This window comes from Clostridium sp. CTA-6, assembly GCF_054768115.1.
Window position 1 is genome coordinate 1 of sequence record NZ_BAAAAU010000020.1, and the last position, 23939, is coordinate 23939.

Here is a 23939-nt window from a genome sequence, read left to right on the forward strand (position 1 = left end):
GTGCTAATACTGTTGTAATAGCTGCTGTTAATGTTGTCTTACCGTGGTCTACGTGACCTATTGTTCCTATGTTTACATGAGGCTTGCTTCTTTCAAATTTTGCTTTTGCCATTTTTATTTCCTCCTTTTTTGTGTTTATATATTTATTATATTATTTTCTTTCTCCAATTACTTTATCTTGAATGCTCTTTGGAACTTCTTCATAATGATCAAATTGCATTACATAATTTCCTCTACCTTGAGTCTTAGATCTTAATGTAGTAGCATATCCAAACATTTCTGAAAGTGGTACGAAGGCTCTTATTACTTCTGCACCTGCTCTTGGAGTCATTCCTTCTATTCTACCTCTTCTTGAGTTGATGTCACCTATTACATCACCCATATATTCTTCTGGTACAACTACTTCAACTTTCATTGAAGGTTCTAATAATACAGCGTCTGCTTTTGACATAGCATTCTTAAATGCCATAGAACCTGCAATTTTGAAGGCCATTTCTGATGAGTCAACATCATGGTATGATCCATCAAATAATTTAACTTTAAAGTTAATAACAGGATATCCTGCAATTATACCGCTTTGTGAAGCTTCTTGAATACCATTGTCAATTGCTGGAATGTATTCTTTTGGTATTGATCCACCAACAACAGCATTTTGGAATTCATATTCTCCTTCAGTTGGCATCATTTCAATCCAACAATGTCCGTATTGTCCACGTCCACCTGATTGTCTTATAAACTTACCTTCAGCTTTAACATGCTTTTTGATAGTTTCTTTATAAGCAACTTGTGGTTGACCTACATTACATTCAACTTTAAATTCCCTTATAAGTCTATCAACAATTATTTCAAGGTGAAGTTCTCCCATACCAGCTATAATTGTTTGACCTGTTTCTTGGTTTGTATATGTTCTAAATGTTGGATCTTCTTCTGCAAGTTTTGCTAAAGCTATTCCCATCTTTTCTTGACCAGCTTTTGTTTTTGGTTCTATTGATACATCTATAACTGGTTCTGGGAATTCCATATTTTCAAGTATAATTGGGTTTGCATCATCACAAAGTGTATCTCCTGTAGTTGTATCTTTAAGACCAACTATAGCTCCTAATTCTCCAGCCTTTAATTCTTCAACGTCTTCTCTGTGATTAGCATGCATTTTTACTAATCTTCCTATTCTTTCTCTCTTACCCTTGTTAGAGTTAAATACATATGTACCACTCTTCATTGTACCAGAGTAAATTCTAGTAAATGCTAACTTACCAATGAATGGATCTGTGGCTATTTTAAATGCTAATGCTGCTAGTGGAGCTTTTGCATCTGCTGGTCTTGTCATTTCTTCACCTGTTGTAGGTTCTGTTCCTTTAACGTCTTCTATATCTAATGGTGAAGGCATGAATTCAATTATAGCATCTAATAATAATTGAACACCTTTATTTTTATAAGCTGATCCACAAAGAACTGGTACTATTTTGTTTGCTAAAACACCTTTTCTTAAAGCTACTTTTATTTCTTCTACAGAAATCTCTTCACCTTCTAAGTATTTCATCATTATGTCTTCATCTACTTCTGCAACAGCCTCTAATAACATTGTTCTGTATTCTTCAGCCATTTCTTTCATATCTTCTGGAATTTCTGTTTCATCCATTACAGTTCCTAAATCATCTTTGTAAATAATAGCATCATTTTTTACAAGATCTATAATTCCAGAAAATGAATCTTCTGCACCTATTGGTAATTGAAGTGGCACTGCATTTGCATGTAATCTTTCTCTTAGCGTTCCTACAGACATTAAGAAGTCTGCCCCTAATTTATCCATTTTATTTATAAATACCATTCTTGGTACTTTATAGTTATCCGCCTGTCTCCACACTGTTTCTGTTTGTGGTTCAACACCACTTTTAGCATCTAATATTGTTACTGCACCGTCTAATACTCTTAAAGATCTTTCAACTTCAACTGTAAAATCTACGTGTCCTGGTGTATCTATTATATTTACTTGATGGTCTTTCCAAAAACAAGTTGTTGCTGCAGATGTAATTGTTATACCTCTTTCTTGTTCTTGTTCCATCCAGTCCATTGTAGCTGCACCCTCATGAGTTTCACCTATTTTATGAGTTTTTCCTGTATAGAATAATATACGTTCTGTTGCTGTAGTTTTTCCTGCATCTATATGGGCCATAATTCCGATATTACGAAATTTTGCCAATGGATATTCTTTGTTCGCCAATTGCTTTTCCTCCCATCGTTTCGAAATTCAAATTTGACAAAACTGTTTTGGCACAGCCAAAACAGTTTTGTATTAGTATCTGTAATGTGCGAAAGCTTTGTTTGCTTCTGCCATTTTGTGTGTGTCTTCTCTTTTCTTAACAGCTGCTCCAGTATTATTAGATGCGTCTAACAATTCTCCTGCTAGCCTTTCTCTCATGCTTCTTTCGCCTCTTTTTCTAGCGGCAATTAGCATCCATCTAATTCCTAAAGTCTGTCTTCTTTCTGGTCTAACTTCGATTGGAACTTGATATGTAGCTCCACCTATTCTTCTTGCTTTTACTTCAAGTAAAGGCATTATGTTGTTCATGGCAGTTTCAAAAACTTCCATTGCATCCTTACCTGATTTTTCTGCTATTATTTCAAAAGCATCGTAGCATATTTTTTGTGCTACTCCTCTTTTACCATCTAACATTATGCTGTTTATTAATTTTGTAACAACCTTACTGTTATATAATGGATCTGGTAATACATCTCTCTTTGCTATATGTCCTTTTCTTGGCACTTTTCTTCCCTCCTTAACATTAAGTTTAAGTTCATAGGTACTCGACATAACCTAGCCGTAAAGCGCTCTGAACTTCTGCAAATTAATATAAACTATATATCTATATAAACGCCGAAGACATAGCACTATCATTCTAAAAAATTACATCAAATACTGCGTACTATTTTTGCTTTGGTTTTTTAGCACCATATTTTGATCTGGATTGCATTCTGTTAGCTACTCCAGCTGCATCTAATGCCCCTCTTACGATATGGTATCTTACACCTGGTAAGTCCTTAACTCTTCCACCTCTTATAAGAACAACACTGTGCTCTTGTAAGTTGTGGCCTACTCCTGGTATGTAAGCTGTAACTTCATATCCATTTGTAAGTCTAATCCTAGCAACTTTTCTTAAGGCTGAGTTAGGTTTTTTAGGAGTTGTTGTTTTTACTACTGTACAAACTCCTCTTTTTTGTGGGCATTCTTTTAATGCTGGTGAGTCTGATGCTGATGCTATTGTCTTTCTGCCTTTTCTTACTAATTGGCTAATTGTTGGCATACGTGCACCTCCTTCATAATTAGATAAATAAATTATTCTATAAATATGCCAAATTGGCTACTTATTAGCTAATGTTTATTTCAGTAACGCCGCTGTGGCAGCACTTACATCAATACCACAAAGTCGTCCCAATTCTTTCATTGTATCAACCTTTATTATATCTATGGAATTCTCTTCAGCTAATTCTATAAGTGGTTTTATTAAACTTTCATCCGCATCCTTAGATACATACAAAGCTTTAACAGTATTGTTTTTCAAAGCCTTAACTGTTTGTTTAACCCCTACAACTTTATTGCCTTTAAGTCTGTCAATCATCGTTGACTTCCTCCCTAAATTCCATTAATAAGGAAACAAAGTATTAACTTTGCTTCCTATATTAAAACATATAACAGGTGTATTTTATCATTTTGAAAGTACAATGTCAATAAATTTATATATACTATACTTCTATTGAATCCATGGAATCTTCTTCAATATTTTCATCATCAGTATTTATTTGAATAGATCTATACCTTGTCATACCTGTACCTGCAGGTATTAGTTTACCAATAATTACATTTTCTTTTAGGCCTAACAATGGATCAATTTTTCCTTTGATAGCAGCATCTGTAAGAACTCTTGTAGTTTCTTGGAATGATGCAGCCGAAAGGAATGAATCTGTAGCTAGTGCAGCTTTTGTTATTCCTAATAAAGCTATTCTACCCACTGCTGGTTCTCCACCTTTTTCTAATATTTCTCTATTGGCTTCTTCAAAATCAAAAACATCTATCATTGTTCCAGGTAATAATTCAGTATCTCCTGAATCTTCAATTTTTATTTTTCTTGTCATTTGTCTTATAACTACTTCAAGATGTTTATCGTTTATATCAACACCTTGTAGTCTATAAACTTTTTGAACTTCTGATAAAAGATAATTTTTAACTCCGTCAACACCTTTTATTCTTAAAATATCATGTGGATTTATTGAACCTTCTGTTATTTCATCTCCTGCTGATATAATATCTCCATTTTTAACTTTTATTCTAGAACCAAATGGAATATCATAAGAAACTTCTTCACCGTCATCAGTTACAACTATTATTGTTCTTTTTTTCTTAGTTTCTTCCATTTTTACTGTTCCTGATACTTCACTTACAATAGCCAATCCTTTAGGCTTTCTAGCTTCAAAAAGCTCTTCAACCCTTGGAAGACCTTGAGTTATATCAGCTCCAGCAACACCACCTGTATGGAATGTTCTCATTGTAAGCTGGGTTCCCGGTTCTCCTATACTTTGAGCAGCAACAATACCAACTGCTTCACCTATATGAATTTTTTGTGAAGTACCCATATTCATACCATAACATCTAGCACAAACACCATGTTTTGATTTACAAGTAAATACAGATCTTATTTTAACTTTTTTAATTCCTGCATCTGATACCTTCTTAGCTATATCTTCATTCATATATGTGTTTCTTTTTACTATTACTTCTCCTGTTGTAGGATGAATAATATCTTCTGAAGGATATCTGCCTGATAATCTTTCAACTAAAGGCTCTATTACTTCATTTCCTTCTTTTATTTCAGATACTTCATATCCTTCTTCTGTTCCACAATCTTCTTGCCTTACTATAACATCCTGTGAAACGTCAACAAGTCTTCTAGTTAAATATCCTGAGTCAGCTGTTTTTAAAGCTGTATCTGCGTTACCTTTTCTAGCACCGTGCGTTGATATAAAATACTCTAACACATCTAGACCTTCCCTAAAAGAAGCTTTGATTGGTAACTCTAGAATTTTACCTGATGGATTAGCCATAAGCCCTCTCATACCTGCTAATTGCTTTATCTGACTTTTAGAACCTCTGGCTCCTGAATCAGCCATCATATATATAGGATTAAAACTATCCAAACTTTCCATAAGAGCATTAGCTACATCCTCTGTTGTTTTAGTCCAAAGGTCAATAACTTTTTCATATCTTTCTTCTTCAGATATAAACCCTCTACGATACATTTTTTGTATTTTTTCTACTTGTTTTTCTGTATTTTCAAGTAGTTCTCTCTTAGACTCTGGCACTACCATATCTGAAGTAGAAATAGTAATAGCTCCTATAGTAGAATAATGATATCCTTTTGCTTTAATTTTATCTAACATTATAGAAGTTTTTGTTGCACCATGTTTCATATAACATTTGGTAATTATCCCACCTAATGTCTTTTTAGATACAAGAAAATCTACTTCTAATTTTAATTTGTTTTCAGGTATTGTTCTATCAATATATCCTAAATCCTGTGGTATAGATTCATTAAATATAATTTTTCCTGGCGTTGTTTCTATTATTCCTTCAATAGTTTCTCCGTCTATAACTTTCTTTAATCTTACTTTTATTTTAGCATGTATATCAACCGCTTTGCATTGATATGCCATAAGTACTTCTTCTGGACAAGAAAATACTTTTCCTTCACCTTTTACTCCATCTTTATCCATTGTTAAGTAATAAGAACCTAAAACCATATCTTGTGTAGGTACAGACACTGGTTTACCATCAGATGGTTTTAATATATTATGTGCTGCTAGCATTAGGAATCTTGCCTCTGCTTGAGCTTCAACTGATAAAGGTACGTGAACAGCCATTTGGTCTCCATCGAAGTCTGCATTATAAGCTGTACATACAAGTGGATGAAGTTTAATTGCTCTTCCTTCTACTAATACAGGTTGAAAAGCTTGAATTCCTAATCTGTGAAGAGTAGGGGCACGGTTTAATAATACTGGATGATCAGAAATAACTTCTTCTAATACATCCCAAACTTGAGGTTGAACTCTTTCTACCATTCTCTTAGCGCTTTTTATGTTATGTGCTAACCCATTTTGAACAAGTTTTTTCATAACAAATGGTTTAAATAATTCAAGAGCCATTTCTTTTGGTAAACCACATTGGTACATTTTCAATTCTGGTCCTACAACTATAACTGAACGGCCTGAATAGTCAACACGCTTTCCTAGTAAGTTTTGTCTAAATCTACCTTGTTTACCCTTTAACATATCTGATAATGATTTAAGAGGTCTATTTCCTGGTCCTGTTACTGGTCTCCCTCTTCTACCATTATCTATTAGAGCATCCACTGCTTCTTGAAGCATTCTTTTTTCATTTCTTACAATTATGTCTGGAGCTCCTAAGTCTAACAATTTTTTTAATCTGTTATTTCTATTTATAACTCTTCTATACAAATCATTTAAATCAGATGTAGCGAATCTTCCTCCATCTAATTGAACCATTGGTCTTAAATCAGGTGGAATTACTGGTATAACATCTATAACCATCCAATCAGGTCTATTTCCTGATTTTCTAAAGGATTCTACTACCTCTAACCTTCTTATTATTCTTATTTTCTTTTGTCCTGTACTTGTTTTTAACTCTTCTTTAAGTTCAATAGATGATTGTTCTAAATCTATTTCGTCTAAAAGAGTCTTTACAGCTTCTGCACCCATTGCTGCGACAAAGCTGTCATCTCCATATTTGTCTATAGATTCCCTATACTCTTTTTCATTTAATAATTGTTTCTTTAAAAGAGGTGTTTCTTTTGGATCTAATACTACATACGAAGCAAAGTATAAAACTTTTTCTAAAGCTCTTGGAGACATATCTAATATTAATCCCATTCTTGATGGAATCCCTTTGAAATACCATATATGAGATACAGGGGCAGCAAGTTCTATATGCCCCATTCTCTCACGTCTTACTTTGGCCTTAGTAACCTCTACTCCGCATCTATCACAAACTATGCCCTTATATCTTATTCTTTTATATTTACCACAATGGCATTCCCAATCCTTCATAGGACCAAAAATTCTTTCACAGAACAAACCATCTCTTTCTGGTTTTAGTGTTCTATAATTTATAGTCTCTGGCTTTTTAACTTCACCTCTTGACCACTCTCTTATCTTTTCTGGTGAAGCTAAACCTATTTGTAAAGCATCAAAATTATTTAACTCAAACAAGGGTATATCCTCCCTTCAAATTAATGTTCATCACCAAAATCATCTAAATCTAAGTCATCTAATGATAACTCTTCTAAATCTGGTTCTACGTCCTCTTCTCTTAAGTCATCATATTCATCACTATCTTCTTTTCCTTTTTCTTCTTCTTTTTCTTCTTTCTCTTCTGGTTGATTTTCTGTACCTTCTATATTTACTTCTAATTCGTCTGCATCTTCATCCACAGATTCCTTTAATTTTATTTCCTGATTATCATCATTCAATACCTTAACATCTAAACATAATGCTTGTAATTCTTTTATTAAAACTTTGAAAGATTCAGGAACTCCAGGTTCTGGAATATTTTCTCCCTTTACTATAGCTTCATAAGTCTTAACTCTTCCAACTACATCATCTGATTTAACTGTTAATATTTCTTGAAGGGTATGGGCCGCTCCATAAGCTTCTAAAGCCCAAACTTCCATCTCACCAAATCTTTGTCCTCCAAACTGAGCTTTACCTCCAAGAGGTTGTTGAGTTACTAGTGAGTATGGGCCTGTAGATCTAGCATGTATTTTATCATCAACTAAATGAGCTAGTTTTAAAATATACATATATCCTACTGTTACTCTATTATCAAATGGTTCTCCTGTTCTTCCATCATATAAAACAGTTTTTCCATCCTCAGAATAACCAGCTTTTCTTAAACAATCTACTATATCAGATTCTATTGCCCCGTCGAAAACCGGTGTAGCTATATGCCAGCCTAATTTACTAGCAGCTAACCCTAAATGTACTTCTAATACCTGACCTATATTCATACGTGATGGTACCCCTAAAGGATTTAAGCATATTTGAAGTGGTCTTCCATCTGGTAAGAATGGCATATCTTCTTCTGGTAAAACTCTAGAGATAACCCCTTTATTACCATGTCTTCCTGCCATCTTATCTCCCACAGATATTTTTCTCTTTTGAGCTATATAGCATCTAACTAATTTATTAACTCCTGGTGGTAATTCATCACCATTTTCTCTTGTAAATATTTTAACATCAACTATAATTCCTGCTTCTCCATGTGGAACTCTAAGTGATGTATCTCTAACTTCTCTTGCTTTTTCTCCAAATATAGCACGAAGTAATCTTTCTTCAGCTGTTAGTTCAGTTTCTCCCTTTGGAGTAACTTTACCTACTAATATATCTCCAGATCTAACTTCAGCACCAATTCTAATGATGCCTCTTTCATCTATATCTTTAAGCGCTTCTTCTCCTACATTAGGTATATCTCTTGTTATCTCTTCTGGTCCTAGTTTTGTATCCCTAGCTTCTGCTTCATATTCTTCTATGTGTATAGATGTAAACACATCTTCTTTTACTAATTGCTCTGAAATTAACATGGCATCTTCGTAATTGTATCCTTCCCATGTTATAAAGCCCATAAGAATATTTTTACCAAGGGCTATTTCTCCAAGATCTGTAGAAGGTCCATCTGCTAATAGAGTTTCCTTAGCTACTACTTCACCTTTAGAAACAATCGGTCTTTGATTTATGCATGTTCCTTGGTTAGATCTTTTGAATTTTAATAATTTATATTTATCTATTCCTCCATCGCTATCTCTTCTTACTCTTATTTCATCTGCTGAAACATATACTACTGTCCCTGCATTTTTAGCCTTTGGAAGAACCCCTGAATCCGTTGCAGCTTTATATTCTATACCTGTTCCAACTATTGGAGCCTGTGGCTTTAATAGTGGTACTGCTTGACGTTGCATGTTTGATCCCATAAGTGCACGGCTGGCATCATCATTTTCAAGGAATGGTATCATTGCAGTTGCAACAGAAACCAATTGTCTTGGTGATATATCCATATACTCAACTTCGCTAACTGGAACAACTAAAACTTCTTCTTTAGCTCTAACTGTAACTTTATCATCTAAAAAATATCCCTTTTCATCAATTGGCTCATCTGATCTAGCTATTACATATAAATCTTCTTCATCTGCTGTCATATATACTATGTCATTTGTAGCCCTTTTATTTTTAGGATCTATTCTTCTATATGGTGTTTCTATAAATCCATATTCATTAACCTTAGCAAAAGTAGCTAAAGAATTTATAAGCCCTATGTTTGGTCCTTCTGGAGTTTCTATAGGACACATTCTTCCATAATGTGAATGGTGAACGTCTCTTACTTCAAAACCGGCCCTTTCTCTTGAAAGTCCTCCTGGTCCTAAAGCTGATAACCTTCTTTTATGTGTTAATTCTGATAGAGGGTTTGTTTGATCCATAAATTGTGATAATTGTGAACTACCAAAAAATTCTTTAATGGACGCTGCTACAGGTCTAATATTTATTAGAGCTTGAGGAGTTATTACTTCTTGATCTTGAATTGTCATTCTTTCTTTAACAACTCTTTCCATTCTAGATAAACCAATTCTAAATTGATTTTGTAATAATTCTCCTACTGATCTTAATCTTCTATTTCCTAAATGATCTATATCGTCTTTATAACCAATATCATAACTTAATCCTAATTCATAATTTATGGTAGCATATATATCTTCTCTTATAATATGTTTAGGAATTAATCTATATATATTCTTTCTTATTTCTTCTTTTATACTTTCTTCATCAGCATAATTATCTAGTATTTCTTTTAAAACAGGATAGAATACATATTCTTTAATATTTAAATCACTTATATCAAATGAAACCAAACTATGTATGTCTACAAAGTGATTGCCAATTACTTTAAATGACTTATCATCTATTTTTATATATACTTCGTTAATACCACAGTTCTGTATTTCAATAGCCTTATCTTTATCTATTTTTTCACCTTTTTGTACTAAGATTTCTCCTGTTTGTGGATTAACTATATCTTGATCTGCAATTTGATTTGTTATTCTTAGATGGATTGCTAATTTCTTATTAAATTTATATCTTCCAACTCTTGATAAATCATATCTTTTAGCATCGAAGAATAAAGATTCAATTAAAGATTCTGCACTATCCACAGTAGGTGGTTCACCTGGTCTTAATCTTTTATATATTTCAAGTAAAGCTTCTTCTCTAGTCTTTGTATTATCTTTTTCTATTGTGGCTTTTAATCTTTCATCTTCTCCGAAAAATTCTATTATTTCAGCATCTGTTCCATAACCCAATGCTCTTGCTAATATAGTAATTGGTAATTTTCGTGTTTTGTCAATTCTTACATATATTATGTTATTTGAATCTGTTTCATATTCTAGCCATGCACCTCTGTTAGGTATAACTGTAGCTGAGAATAATTTGCTTCCTGTTTTATCTACAGTCATGTCATAATAAACACCTGGTGATCTAACTAATTGGCTTACTATAACTCTTTCTGCACCGTTTATTATAAAAGTTCCTTGTTCTGTCATTAAAGGGAAATCTCCCATAAAAACTTCTTGTTCTTTTATTTCACCAGTTTCCTTATTTAGAAGTCTAACTTTTACTTTTAATGGCGCTGCATAAGTAGAATCTCTTTCTTTGCACTCTTCAACAGAGTATTTAATACTATCTAAATCTAGTTTGTAGCCTACAAATTCTAAATTTAGATTACCTGTATAATCTTGAATCGGGTTAATATCGTCAAAAACTTCTTGTAACCCTTCTTTTAAAAACCAATCATATGAGTCTAACTGAACTTCTATAAGATTTGGCATTTGCCCAACCTCTTTAAGCCTAGAAAAGCTCATACGAGTCCTTTTGCCAACTTGGACAGGATGTACCATATAATTTCACCCCTTGTATAAACTAAAATAACCAAAAACACCCTTTTAAAATTTAATTTAATATTGTGTTTTTGGATTTCACACATTATTATCAAATTAGTATAACCATATAAATACAATTAATACAATTCATTCATATTTGTTTGTATTTATACATAATCAATGCAATTCATTATATTATCATATTGCTTAAGCTTTGTCAATACTTATAAGTATACTAAAAAAGGGGTACTTACTTTAGTACCCCTCTATGTAGAGTAAAACTATTTTAATTCTACTTTTGCTCCAACTTCTTCTAACTTAGCTTTTATAGCTTCTCCATCTTCTTTAGATGTAGCTTCTTTTAATGTTTTAGGAGCTCCATCAACTAAAGCTTTAGCTTCTTTTAATCCTAATCCTGTTACTTCTCTTACAGCTTTGATAACTTTGATTTTTTCTGAACCCGCCTCAGCTAATACTACGTCAAATTCAGTTTTTTCTTCAGCAGCTCCTGCTCCTGCAGCAGCTCCTGCTCCTGCTACAGCTACTGGTGCAGCTGCGCTTACTCCAAATTCTTCTTCACATGCTTCTACTAATTCGTTTAATTCTAAAACAGTCATTTCTTTTATAGCTTGAATGATTTCTTCTTTTTTCATTATTTAGGCACCTCCAAAATTTCTTTCTAATTTTCTTTTAGTTTATTTTAAGCTTCTTCTGATTCTTTCTTATCTTTAATAGCATTAATTAAATATGCAAAGTTTGATACTGGAGCTTTGAAACTTCCAAGTAGTTTTGCGATAAGAATATCTTTTGATGGTATTGATGCGATTTTTTTAATTTTATCTACATCATATAATTCTCCATCTATTATTCCACCTTTTAATTCTAGGTTCTTATTTTTCTTAGCGAAATCATTAAGAACTCTAGCTGGAGCTGTTACATCATCATAGCCAAAAGCTACTGAAACAGGTCCTTCTAATAAATCTACGCAACTTCCGTAGCCTAAATTTTTAGCAGCTATAGTTGATAAAGTATTTTTATAAACTTTATATTCAACACCTGCTTCTCTTAACTCTTTTCTTAACATAGTATCTTCTTCAACAGTTAAACCTTGATATTTAACAAATACTATAGCTTGAGCTTTCTCCATTTTCTCTTGTATTTCTTTAACTTTAGCTTCTTTTATTTGTCTATTCTTTCCCACTGTGTGTCCACCTCCTCACAGTTTACCGTGATTTATAATAATAAAGGTCTCTCCGTAAGACAGAGAGACCGAATATACTTTATATCGGACTCCTAGGTAGGTTTAGCTTTCACTAATTATGTAAAACACCCACTGTCTACGGAGATATATTTCATTTTTACAACTTCAATCAGTATATCAACAAACCATTGTTTTGTCAATATTATTCTAATACTTTACCTGGGTTAATTTTTATTCCTGGTCCCATAGTACTTGATATAGCAACTGATTTTATATATTGTCCTTTTGCTGCTGCTGGCTTAGCCTTTACAACAGCTTCCATTAATACATGGAAGTTATCTGATAATTTTCCTTCTCCAAAAGAAGATTTTCCTATTGGAACGTGAATTATAGCAGTTTTATCTACTCTATATTCAACTTTACCTGCTTTGATATCTGCTATAGCTTTAGCAACATCAAATGTTACTGTACCTGATTTTGGATTTGGCATTAAGCCTTTAGGTCCTAATACTCTTCCTAATCTTCCTACTACTCCCATCATATCTGGTGTAGCAACAACTACGTCAAAATCAAACCAGTTTTCTTTTTGTATTTTTTCTACTAATTCTTCTGCTCCAACAAAGTCAGCTCCTGCTTCTTGTGCTTCATTAACTTTATCACCTTTAGCAAAAACTAAAACTCTAACTTTCTTACCAGTTCCATGAGGAAGTACAACAGCTCCTCTAACTTGTTGGTCTGCATGTCTTGGATCTACTCCAAGTCTAACAGCTAATTCTACAGTTTCATCAAATTTAGCTTTTGATGTTTTTGTAACAAGCTCTATCGCTTCTTGAACTGTATATAATGTGTTTTTATCAACTAATTTTACACTTTCAGTGTATTTTTTTCCCATTCTAATTCCTCCTTTGTGGTATTAACGGTATATACCTCCCACTATTTTAGTAGTTATTATTCTTCTACAGTTATGCCCATGCTTCTAGCTGTTCCAGCTATCATACTCATAGCTGTTTCTATAGATCCTGCATTTAAATCAGGCATTTTTGTTTCTGCTATTTCCCTAACTTGGTCTTTTGTAACCTTAGCTACTTTAGTTTTATTAGGAACACCAGATCCACTGTCTATTCCAGCTGCTTTCTTTAATAATACAGCTGCTGGTGGAGTCTTTAGTATAAAACTAAAAGATCTGTCCTGATATACAGTAATAACTACAGGAATTATTAATCCTGCTTGGTTAGCAGTTTTAGCATTAAATTCTTTACAGAATCCCATAATGTTAACACCGTGTTGTCCTAAAGCTGGACCTACTGGTGGTGCTGGACTTGCCTTTCCTGCTGGAAGTTGAAGTTTTATCATTCCTACTACTTTTTTAGCCATATTTTACACCTCCTATATGTGGTTATACGGATTAAAATCCTCCCACTAATTAAAACAATTGTCTTAATAGCTAATCAAGTTTTTCTATCTGATTAAAATCAAGTTCAACAGGGGTTTCCCTGCCAAACATATTAACTAAAGCTTTTATTTTGCCTTTTTCTACATTGATTTCCTGTATAGTCGCTGGGAATCCTTCTAAAGGTCCTGATACTACCTTAACATTTTCTCCAACCTCAACATCTACCTCTGGTTGTTTTTCTTTTATTCCCATAGACAATACTTCTTCTTCTGTAAGAGGCACTGGTTTAGATCCTGGACCTACAAATCCTGTTACCCCTCTAGTATTTCTAACTATGTACCATGAATCATCTGTCATTAACATTTTAACTAATACATACCCTGGAAAAGTTTTCTTTAATGTTATCTTCTTTTTACCATCTTTAACTTCAACCTGTTCTTCCATAGGAACTTGTATATCAAGAATCCAATGATGCAAATCTCTGTTATCTACAGTTTTCTGAAGATTAACTTTAACTTTATTTTCATATCCTGAATATGTATGAACCACATACCATTTCGCTTTTTCTTCTGACATAATTTCAGGGATTAGGATATCCCTATTTCCCTCCTTTTATTCACTTCTACAGCTTAAATATTAGCTTGAATAGGTTGTTGAATCCATAATCGAATACTCCAACAATAATCATATAAACAAAGCAAAACACCAATACAGTTTCGGTAGCTTTTTTTACATCTTTTTTAGGAGCCCATGTTATTCTTTTAAATTCAAACTTTAAATCCTTAAAAAAACCTGACAAACCTTTTTTCTTAGCTGACGCGATATTATTTGTAGTTTTACTTGTGGCCATCTCACTCACATCCTTAAAAAATTATAAAGGACATCAAATCCGAAACAGATTATTTTGTTTCCTTATGAGCTGTATGTTTATGGCAATGTGGGCAGTATTTGTTCATTTCTAATCTATCTGGATCATTTTTCTTGTTTTTCATTGTATTATAATTTCTTTGTTTGCACTCTGTACAAGCTAGTGTTACTTTTACTCTCATGATCTACACCTCCTAGTACATAACCTATATGTGTAGGTTCTACTTCTTTTTATTTTTTGCATCACTTACTCACTTTATCATAACTAACGGTATATGTCAACGAATTTAATATTTTATACTATGGAACATACACCATATTTTTACATATTCATAACTCTTAAAAGGACTAGGTCTAGAAACCCAGTCCCTATAATTTCAAATTATTCAGATATTGTTGTAACAACTCCTGAACCTACTGTTCTTCCACCTTCTCTGATAGCGAATCTTAAGTTTTCGTGCATTGCTACTGGTGTGATTAATTCTACTGCCATATCTATATGGTCTCCAGGCATTACCATTTCTACTCCTTCTGGTAAGTTGATTGATCCTGTAACGTCTGTTGTTCTGAAGTAGAATTGTGGTCTGTATCCGTTAAAGAATGGTGTATGTCTTCCACCTTCTTCTTTCTTTAGTACGTATACTTGACCTACGAATTTTTTGTGTGGTGTTACTGAACCTGGTTTTGCTAATACTTGACCTCTTTGGATGTCGTCTCTTTGAACACCTCTTAATAGTGCTCCTATGTTGTCTCCTGCCATTGCTTCATCAAGTATTTTTCTGAACATTTCTATTCCTGTACATACTGTCTTTGATACTTCTTCTTTCATTCCKATTAATTCTACTTCRTCTCCWGTATGTAGAAYTCCTCTTTCAACTCTTCCTGTTGCAACTGTTCCTCTTCCTGTWATTGTAAATACGTCTTCTACTGGCATTAAGAATGGTTGATCTGTTGCTCTTTCTGGTGTTGGTATATAGCTATCTATTGCTTCCATTAATTCATCTATGCATTTTGTTTTTTCTGCATTRTCTTGGTTTTCTAATACTTCTAATGCTGATCCTACTACTATTGGAGTATCATCTCCTGGGAATCCATATTCATTTAGTAATTCTCTTACTTCCATTTCAACTAATTCKATTARTTCTGGATCATCTACTTGGTCAGCTTTATTTAAGAATACTACTATATATTGTACTCCAACTCTTGATGCTAGTAGTATGTGTTCTCTTGTTTGTGGCATTGGACCRTCTGCTGCTGATACAACTAAGATCGCTCCATCCATTTGTGCTGCTCCTGTTATCATGTTCTTTACATAGTCYGCRTGTCCTGGGCAGTCTACRTGTGCGTAGTGTCTGTTTGCTGTTTCATACTCTACGTGTGATGTATTTATTGTGATTCCTCTTTCTTTTTCTTCTGGAGCTTTATCTATTTCGTCATACTTTGTTGCTGAAGCTCCTCCCTTTTGTGCTAATACTGTTGTAATAGCTGCTGTTAATGTTGTCTTACCGTGGTCTACGTGACCTATTGTTCCTATGTTTACATGAGGCTTGCTTCTTTCAAATTTTGCTTTTGCCATTTTTATTTCCTCCTTTTTTGTGTTTATATATTTATTCCTCCACCTTACCAAGGTGACGCTCTGCCGACTGAGCTACATGGGCAACTTTAATATTAAAACTTGGAGCGAGAAACGGGGATCGAACCCGCGGCAACTAGCTTGGGAAGCTAGTGTTCTACCACTGAACTACTCTCGCTCAAAATAATCATATACCAATTATTAATTATAGTAAAATCGGTTTTTATTGTCAATATGTAAAATCATTTATTATTTAAGCATTTTTCTAATTTTCTTTTTACTCTTTGTAGTGCATTGTCTATAGACTTAGCATGCCTATCTAAATCGCAGGCAATTTCTTGATAAGATTTTCCATCTAAATAAGACATTAAAACTTCCATTTCAAGATCTGATAATACTTCGCCTATCTCATTTTGTATATGCTTTAGTTCTTCTCTACTTATAATTAATTCCTCTGGATTAGCCACTTTAGCTTCTGATAAAATATCCAATAAGGTTCTATCTGACTCCTCATCATATATTGGCTTATTTAAAGAAACATATGTGTTAAGCGGAATGTGTTTTTGTCTAGTTGCTGTTTTTATAGCCGTTATAATTTGTCTAGTAACACACAGCTCAGCAAAGGCTTTAAAGGAAGATAATTTATCCGGTTTAAAGTCTCTTATAGCTTTATATAGACCTATCATACCTTCTTGATATATATCTTCTTTATCTGCTCCTATTAAAAAATAAGATTTTGCCTTAGCTTTAACAAAATTCTCATACTTGCCAATTATATATTCTTGTGCTCTAGAATTTCCTGCTTTGGCTTCCATAACTATTTCCTCATCTACACATCCTTCAAAGGAGGAAGTTTTACTATTAATTTGAACCTTTCTATCCAAGGTATCCCCCCCCAAAATAAATATAACCACATATTTGATTATACATTAGTGTTAATAACAACGTCAAGGTAAATTACGTGCTTCTTCTTATTTTTTCCAATTTTTCTAATAAATCTTCTTGCAATATTTCTCCAAGTCTATTCCCTTTTTTAGAAAATTCTTTTTTTATCCTTTCTTTTATATTCTTCTCTGTTTCTTTGACCTGTGAATAAAACTCTAATGAAGATATCCTGGTAGCCCCTCTTTGAAATATTAATTGTTGTTCTAATGAATCTGATGTTACTACAGATACATCTATCTTTCTACCTAAATCATTTATAGATCTTTCAATAAAACTATCTGCAGTTTCCCCTTCTTTTGTAAACACTACTATTAAATTGTTATTTATTTTCTCTATATTTTCTGCACCTTCCGTCTGATGTGCATCAAAAACCACATAAATACGATATTGATTATATGAAGCATAATTGTTTAATATATCTAATAGTTGCTCTCTTGACATTTCTAAATTATAGTCCTTTATTTTTTTTAACTCTTTCCAACTATTTATGACATTATAAGCATCTACAAATATATATTTCATAATTATTTACTCTTCATTCTTTGTTTTAATATTTCATACATTAGCATTCCTCCAGCAACAGAGGCATTAAGAGATGTTATATTTCCGAGCATTGGAATTTTAACTAAAACATCACATTTGCTTTTAGTTAGCTTTGATATCCCTCTTCCTTCACTTCCTATAACTAATGCTATAGGTCCAGATAAGCTTACATCAAAGCAATAGTCATTTCCACACATATCCGCCCCATATATCCATATACCCTTTTCCTTAAGTTTATCTATAACATTATTTATATTAGTAACCTTACTTATTTTCATGTATTCTACAGCTCCAGCAGATGTTTTATAAACAGTAGGAGTAACTCCTACATTTCTTCTTTTAGGTATTATGACACCATGTACCCCACAAACTTCTGCGGTTCTTAATATAGATCCAAAATTGTGTGGATCTTCTATTTCATCTAATATTACTATAAAAGGCTCTTCTTCTTTCTGTTTTGCATATCTTATAATATCTTCTACTGCACAATATTGATATGGAGTTGTAAAAGCTATAACTCCCTGATGGGCTCTTGTTTGAGATATAGAATCAAGTTTTTTTCTATCAACTTCATTTATCACTATTCCTTTTTCCTTAGCTAAAGATATTATAATTTTGATAGATCCTTCTAAATCTCCCTTTGCTACCATTACCTTTTCTATAGTTTTATTTGACTTTAATGCTTCTATTACTGCATTTCTGCCTTCTATTATATCTTCCCTTATTTCTTCCTGTTGACCAACTCTGTTTTTCATTATTACTTACTCTCCTTGTGTAATTTCACATTATATTTTTCTCTAACTTCTTTTATTTTACCACAGGACATTTTTCCCTCTGGACAAGGTCCATTTACACAACCTGGTCCACAATATTTAAATAATGTTGGTGCAACCTCTTTAACTTCAAACAACATAATTTCAGCTAGTTCTCTTATTTCCCATTGTGCCCTATTGCAGCATCTATGTCTAAAGAAATTCATTAAACTTCTGGCATTCATTGTAACTATAATTTTACTTGTACAAGCATTTGGAAATACATACCTTGCATCTTCTATAGCCTTTTTTTCTGCATCCATAGCCCTTAATCCATCATTAATATATTTTTCTTTTAAAATGCTTGCAATATTATCATAGGACTTCTGGCAATTTTTCATAGTTTCTATATATATTTTTTTCGCTTCTTCATCCTTTTCTACAGAAGGTGGAATAACATATTCAAATTGATCTAACCTAACATACCTTTGGCTTTGTTGTGAATAAGAACCTATTCTATGCCTCACAAGTTGATGTGTTAAACTTCTTGATACTCCCTCTATACCAAAAGTAAAAGAAACATGTTCTATTGGTGATTCATGTCCATAGGACATTAACATATTTAAAAATTTATCCACTTTTTCTTTATCTAAATTATTTTGTAAATCTTCAATTCCAGATGAACTATAACATAATTTTGCTGCGGAAGCTATTAATTTTTCTGCATTTGGTGTATATTCTAATAATTTAACTTTCATTATCAAGTGCTCCTTTTTTTCCATTTAAAGTAACTATATTATTTAATAAATAATTTAATCTTTCCTGTTGATCTGTTATATATAAAAAACCTATAAGGGCTTCAAAACCCGTTGCAAATCTATATTCTTGAACATCAGCATTTTTAGGCACCGTTCCTGATTTAGCATTTCTTCCTCTTTTAAATATATAAAGCTCATCTTCATTTAAATCTCCCATTATATCTTTTATACAATCACTCTGTCCATGAGCCTTTACATATTTTATAGCATTCACATGTAGTTTATGCACATTTAACTCTCTATTATTATCTACAAGAAATGTTCTTATAAAAACCTCATATACTGCATCTCCTATGAATGCAAGTACTAGAGGATTTAATGTTTTCCCATCCTTAATAGTAAACTTATTTTGAAATAAACTAAAATCCATATTACTCTCCACTCATTCTATTTTTATTAATCCACTAGTACTTATATCTTATATTTGCTTCCATCTTACTCCCTGTGGTGTATCTTCTAAAACAATGCCTCTTTCCTTCAAATTATCTCTAATTTTGTCTGCTAATGCCCAATTTTTTTCTTTTCTAGCTTTTTGTCTTTCTTCTATAAGCTTTTCAATCTCTTCTTCTAAACTAGCCTTAGTTGATTCTTGTAATATTCCTAAAGGGTTCCCTAATTCTCTTATTAAATCTAATGTATATTTAACTAGTTCTTTTGATGATTCTATAGTAACATTTGTATTAACATCTCTTATTAAATCAAATATTACAGATATAGCATCTGCTGTATTAAAATCATCATCCATTTTTTCTATATATTTTTCTTTATATTTTTGTAATTCATTCTTGTATTCTAATTCTTCATCTCTTAATTCTTCATTTTTTACTTCATCTAATAAATTTTCTAAATTATTTATAGAATTATATAATCTATCTAAAGCTGCTTTAGTTGAATCTAATAACTCCATACTAAAGTTTATTTGAGTTCTATAATGTCCTGATAACATAAACATTCTTAAAACATCTGCATCATATTTTTCTAATATTTCTCTTGCTGTAAAGAAATTATTTAATGATTTAGACATCTTTTGATTATTCACATTAACAAAAGCTGAATGTAACCAATACTTTGCAAATTGTTTTCCTGTTCTTGCCTCACTTTGAGCTATTTCATTTTCATGATGTGGAAATGATAAATCTGATCCTCCTGCATGTATATCTATTGTTTCTCCTAACAAATTATAAGCCATACATGAGCATTCTATATGCCAACCTGGTCTTCCCATTCCCCAAGGACTTTCCCAAGCAGGTTCTCCTGGCTTTTGGCTTTTCCATATAGCAAAGTCCATAGGATCTTTTTTTCTTTCATCCACATTTATTCTTGATCCTAATTGTAATTCTTCTAAATTTTGTCCTGATAATTTACCATAATCGCCAAATCTTTTAGTACTAAAATATACGTCTCCATCTATTTCATAAGCATATCCTTTTTCTATTAGATCACTTACAAATCTTATTATTTCGTCCATAAATTCAGTTGCTCTTGGATTTTTAGTTGCTCTTTCAATATTTAAGTCATCTGCATCTTTATAATATTCTTTTATGAATCTATCGCCTAATTCTTTTACCGTTATTCCTTCTTCATTAGCTTTTTTTATCATCTTATCATCTATATCAGTAAAATTTTGAATAAATTTCACTTTATAACCCCTATATTCTAAATATCTTCTTATACTATCAAAGACTACAAAGGTTCTAGCATTTCCTATATGGAAAAAATTATATACCGTAGGACCACAAACATACATTTTTACTTCTCCTGGTACTAACGTAACAAACTCTTCTTTTTTATTAGTTAAAGTATTGTAAACCTTCATCTATTTACCTCCTATTTTGCTAAATTTATTACATACATATATTTGTTTGTATATTATACCCTTTTTCACTAAGTTGTTTCAATAATTTATCTCCTTGTTCTTTACTCTGAACTTCTACTTCAAATATTACATTTGCATATTCTAACCCTTTTTCACTCCAATTAGTATCCTGTCTAGCCTTAACTATATTGGCTCCCGTAGAAACAATATTTGAAATAACATCCTCGAACTCTCCTATTTTGTCCTGTAATTCTACCTTAAATCTTATTCTTCTCTTAAGCATTATAAGCTGTCTATCTATTATTTTAGATATCATAGCTATATCTATATTACCACCACTTATTAAAGCCACAACTTTTTTACCTTTAATATTAATCTTATTAGCTAATAAAGCTGCAACGGTTGATGCTCCTGCACCCTCTGCAATAACTTTTGTTTTCTCAATAAGTTCAAAAATTCCATAGGCTATTTCATCCTCTGTAACCGTAACTACTTCATCTACATATTCTCTAATATATTTAAAAGCAATATCTCCTGGAGTCTTTACTGAAATACCATCTGCTAAAGACTTAGCTCCTGGCAAAGTTACAATTTCATCTTTTTCTAAAGATGCCTTTGTAGAGGCTATAATAGCTGATTGAACTCCTATAATTTTTATATCTGGTTTTATGGATTTAGCCGCTACAGCTATTCCTGATATTAGTCCTCCTCCTCCTATTGGAACTATTATAGCATCTATATCCTCTATTTCTTCTAATATTTCTAAAGCTATTGTGCCTTGACCTGCCATAACATGTATATCATTAAAAGGGTGTACAAAAGTAGCTCCTGTAGCCTTTTGTATTTCTAATGCTTTTTCATAACATTCATCATAAACTTCCCCGTGCTGGACAACCTCTGCTCCATATCCTTTTGTTGCCATGACCTTAGCTTGAGGAGCAGTTTTAGGCATAGCTATAGTAGATTTTATTCCAAAAGCTGTAGCTGCATAAGCAACTCCTTGAGCATGATTTCCTGCAGAGGATGCAATAACACCCTTTTCCTTTTCTTCCTCAGTTAATGAAACTATCTTGTTATATGCACCTCTTAATTTAAAAGCTCCAGTCTTTTGTTTGTTTTCACATTTTAAATATACTTCATATCCCGTTTTTTTAGAAAAAGTACTTGAATAAAATAAAGGTGTTTTTCTAACTACTGTTTTTATATTATTTTGAGCTTTTTTTATTGTATCTAAATTTAACTCCATGATCATCTATCTCCCATCCCATTCTAAATTATATTTTTATAATAAACCATATAATATTTTTATTCAATCTATTAAGCCATACCCAATAAACTTTTAATACTTTCTTGTAATTGATCTATTGGGATTTCTTTCTTCTCTTTTAAATTTCTTAATTTTATTTCTACATTATTTTCTTTTATATTTTTACCAACAGTTATTCTAATAGGTATTCCCCATAAATCCGCATCTTTAAATTTTACTCCTGCTCTTTCTTTTCTATCATCTAAAATTGTGCTTATTCCACTATTAACTAGGTTGCTATAAATTTCTTCCGCTACTTTAAACTGTTGTTCATCCTTTTCATTAGCTATAGTTACTATAATTTTAAATGCTGATGCTTCCATAGGCCACACAATCCCTAATTCATCTTTATTTTGTTCTATTGCCCAGGAAATAATTTTATATATGTCCATAAAACCTTTATAAATTGTAAATGGCTTACTCTTTCCTTTATTATCAATGAATGTAGCGCATTCATTTTTTATTAAGTTTTCTTCTATTTTTTTGATTTCCCCTATAACAAAGCCCTCATTAATTTCCAATTTATTACCACATAGGATACATCTACTATCTTTATGTATCTTTCTAAATTCTCCAACTATTCCTTTAAAATCTCTTCCATAATTAACATTTTCATAATGATACCCTGTTTCATTTGCACCTACCATAAAATTATTCATTTTAGTTATTTCTTCATCTACCAATATATTATCAACTTTTAAATTAATTGGGCCAGCAAAACCTATCTCTGCATTTGTAGCCTGTTTAACTATATCTTCTCCTGCTAATTCTAAATTTCCTATATTGCCTAAATTTTTAATAACCTTAAATTCATCTATATCCCTATCACCTCTTACCATAACTGCAACAATAGAAGCATTATTACACTTATATATTATTGTTTTTGTAAGCTTTCTATAAGGCACCTTAAAAAATTCGCCTAGCTCCTCCATAGTTTTTATATCAGGTGTTTCTATTTTATTTAATTCTTTTAAATCCTTTTCTATATTATAATCTGGTATAGATAAAGCTCTATTGATTTCATTACCATAATTACAGCTTTTACACTCAACTATATGTGAATCTCCTATGTTATCATATATGATAAATTTTATGGTTCCATCTAGTTCATCCTCTACTATATGGTATTGTAAATTCATGATTTTAAAAATGTCTTTATAAAGTTTTATTAATTCTTCTTTATTAAATTTATTATTTTCTTCATCTAACATCATATAAAAATGCTCTTTTAATACTTGTTTTCCACACATAATTCCTAAATTATTTTTTCCTTTATAATTAATCTCTGTATTGTTTTCATAAAAAAACAAAGGCAATTGCTTATAAGACGTTACATTATTTTTTAAAAAGTTTATAAATCTTAAGTTCTCCTCATTAGAATCTAATATAAACTCATTATTTTTTTTACTTACATCTTGGAAATCCTTTATATACGGTATGGATATTTGAAAGCCGCCATTTTTTTTTGAATTATCCTCAATTATCTTTTGAATGTTTTCTAAAAAACTATATCCTAAAGGTGTAAATGCATATAGTCCACTGTCTACTTTAGTTATTAATCCTCCTTTTAATAATAATTTTTGACTATCCATATCCAGATCTGCTGGATACTCTCTTAAACTATGCACTAATGTTTTTGATAATCTCATAACTTCCCCCTAAATTATTTATTATATTTCAAAATATTCCAAATTAAAATTTAAAATATGCAATATATAAACAAAACTCGCCCCT

The 23939-nt window shown here is 31.9% G+C and carries 23 protein-coding genes, 1 tRNA gene and 1 other annotated feature; all 24 genes read right to left on the reverse strand.

The window, feature by feature from the left end:
* Positions 1–112 (reverse strand): GTP-binding protein (locus ACYUDJ_RS20915; RefSeq protein ID WP_163195617.1); only part of this gene is annotated, 112 nt, incomplete at its 3' end.
* Between the two features lie 39 nt (positions 113–151).
* Positions 152–2221: an elongation factor G gene (fusA, locus tag ACYUDJ_RS20920; protein ID WP_072585910.1), complete on the reverse strand. Its 2070-nt coding sequence runs from the start codon at positions 2219–2221 to the stop codon at positions 152–154.
* 72 nt (positions 2222–2293) lie between these two features.
* A complete protein-coding gene (gene rpsG / locus ACYUDJ_RS20925) occupies positions 2294–2764 on the reverse strand; it encodes a 30S ribosomal protein S7 (RefSeq protein ID WP_003357613.1) in 471 nt (156 codons plus the stop codon).
* 160 nt (positions 2765–2924) lie between these two features.
* Positions 2925–3302: a 30S ribosomal protein S12 gene (rpsL, locus tag ACYUDJ_RS20930; protein WP_003357676.1), complete on the reverse strand. Its 378-nt coding sequence runs from the start codon at positions 3300–3302 to the stop codon at positions 2925–2927.
* A 75-nt stretch (positions 3303–3377) separates the two neighbouring features.
* Positions 3378–3617, reverse strand: a complete 240-nt coding sequence (locus ACYUDJ_RS20935) for a ribosomal L7Ae/L30e/S12e/Gadd45 family protein (protein WP_003402985.1) — start codon at positions 3615–3617, stop codon at positions 3378–3380.
* A 124-nt stretch (positions 3618–3741) separates the two neighbouring features.
* Positions 3742–7278, reverse strand: coding sequence for a DNA-directed RNA polymerase subunit beta' (rpoC, locus tag ACYUDJ_RS20940; RefSeq protein ID WP_003482916.1), 3537 nt, complete (start codon positions 7276–7278; stop codon positions 3742–3744).
* A gap of 20 nt (positions 7279–7298) precedes the next feature.
* Positions 7299–11009, reverse strand: a complete 3711-nt coding sequence (gene rpoB / locus ACYUDJ_RS20945; protein WP_003482915.1) for a DNA-directed RNA polymerase subunit beta — start codon at positions 11007–11009, stop codon at positions 7299–7301.
* A 263-nt stretch (positions 11010–11272) separates the two neighbouring features.
* Positions 11273–11644: a 50S ribosomal protein L7/L12 gene (gene rplL, locus ACYUDJ_RS20950; protein WP_003482913.1), complete on the reverse strand. Its 372-nt coding sequence runs from the start codon at positions 11642–11644 to the stop codon at positions 11273–11275.
* Between the two features lie 47 nt (positions 11645–11691).
* Positions 11692–12192 (reverse strand): 50S ribosomal protein L10, encoded by a 501-nt coding sequence (rplJ, locus tag ACYUDJ_RS20955; RefSeq protein ID WP_003482912.1) that lies wholly within the window; start codon positions 12190–12192, stop codon positions 11692–11694.
* A gap of 30 nt (positions 12193–12222) precedes the next feature.
* Positions 12223–12352 (reverse strand) — a sequence feature (ribosomal protein L10 leader region).
* 42 nt (positions 12353–12394) lie between these two features.
* On the reverse strand, positions 12395–13084 hold the full coding sequence (gene rplA / locus ACYUDJ_RS20960; RefSeq protein ID WP_003482909.1) for a 50S ribosomal protein L1: 690 nt from the start codon (positions 13082–13084) through the stop codon (positions 12395–12397).
* Positions 13085–13140: 56 nt separating this feature from the next.
* Complete coding sequence (gene rplK, locus ACYUDJ_RS20965; RefSeq protein ID WP_003482908.1) at positions 13141–13566, reverse strand: 50S ribosomal protein L11; 426 nt, start codon at positions 13564–13566, stop codon at positions 13141–13143.
* A 70-nt stretch (positions 13567–13636) separates the two neighbouring features.
* Positions 13637–14161: a transcription termination/antitermination protein NusG gene (gene nusG, locus ACYUDJ_RS20970; RefSeq protein WP_003482907.1), complete on the reverse strand. Its 525-nt coding sequence runs from the start codon at positions 14159–14161 to the stop codon at positions 13637–13639.
* Between the two features lie 46 nt (positions 14162–14207).
* A complete protein-coding gene (secE, locus tag ACYUDJ_RS20975) occupies positions 14208–14435 on the reverse strand; it encodes a preprotein translocase subunit SecE (RefSeq protein WP_003482905.1) in 228 nt (75 codons plus the stop codon).
* A gap of 49 nt (positions 14436–14484) precedes the next feature.
* The gene (rpmG, locus tag ACYUDJ_RS20980; protein ID WP_003482903.1) at positions 14485–14634 is read right to left on the reverse strand and encodes a 50S ribosomal protein L33; all 150 of its coding nucleotides are present in this window, start codon (positions 14632–14634) and stop codon (positions 14485–14487) included.
* 200 nt (positions 14635–14834) lie between these two features.
* Positions 14835–16028, reverse strand: a complete 1194-nt coding sequence (tuf, locus tag ACYUDJ_RS20985) for an elongation factor Tu (protein WP_460290025.1) — start codon at positions 16026–16028, stop codon at positions 14835–14837.
* A gap of 100 nt (positions 16029–16128) precedes the next feature.
* Positions 16129–16203, reverse strand: a tRNA-Gly gene (locus tag ACYUDJ_RS20990).
* A 64-nt stretch (positions 16204–16267) separates the two neighbouring features.
* Positions 16268–16909: an RNA polymerase sporulation sigma factor SigH gene (gene sigH / locus ACYUDJ_RS20995; RefSeq protein ID WP_003357363.1), complete on the reverse strand. Its 642-nt coding sequence runs from the start codon at positions 16907–16909 to the stop codon at positions 16268–16270.
* Positions 16910–16982: 73 nt separating this feature from the next.
* Positions 16983–17492: an NYN domain-containing protein gene (locus tag ACYUDJ_RS21000; RefSeq protein WP_003482899.1), complete on the reverse strand. Its 510-nt coding sequence runs from the start codon at positions 17490–17492 to the stop codon at positions 16983–16985.
* A 2-nt stretch (positions 17493–17494) separates the two neighbouring features.
* Positions 17495–18268, reverse strand: coding sequence for a 23S rRNA (guanosine(2251)-2'-O)-methyltransferase RlmB (rlmB, locus tag ACYUDJ_RS21005; RefSeq protein WP_003482898.1), 774 nt, complete (start codon positions 18266–18268; stop codon positions 17495–17497).
* Positions 18269–18270: 2 nt separating this feature from the next.
* Entirely contained in the window at positions 18271–19023 is a 753-nt protein-coding gene (gene thyX, locus ACYUDJ_RS21010; protein WP_003482895.1) for an FAD-dependent thymidylate synthase, read from the reverse strand.
* Complete coding sequence (locus ACYUDJ_RS21015) at positions 19013–19453, reverse strand: Mini-ribonuclease 3 (protein WP_003482894.1); 441 nt, start codon at positions 19451–19453, stop codon at positions 19013–19015. Before ACYUDJ_RS21015 ends, thyX begins: the two co-directional genes overlap by 11 nt.
* 48 nt (positions 19454–19501) lie before the next feature.
* On the reverse strand, positions 19502–20899 hold the full coding sequence (cysS, locus tag ACYUDJ_RS21020) for a cysteine--tRNA ligase (protein WP_003482892.1): 1398 nt from the start codon (positions 20897–20899) through the stop codon (positions 19502–19504).
* A 28-nt stretch (positions 20900–20927) separates the two neighbouring features.
* Positions 20928–22145 carry a threonine ammonia-lyase gene (gene ilvA, locus ACYUDJ_RS21025; RefSeq protein WP_003482889.1) on the reverse strand — a complete coding sequence of 406 codons (1218 nt, stop codon included), beginning with the start codon at positions 22143–22145 and terminating at the stop codon, positions 20928–20930.
* A 71-nt stretch (positions 22146–22216) separates the two neighbouring features.
* On the reverse strand, positions 22217–23854 hold the full coding sequence (locus ACYUDJ_RS21030; RefSeq protein ID WP_003482888.1) for a YbaK/EbsC family protein: 1638 nt from the start codon (positions 23852–23854) through the stop codon (positions 22217–22219).
* Positions 23855–23939: the final 85 nt, after the last annotated feature.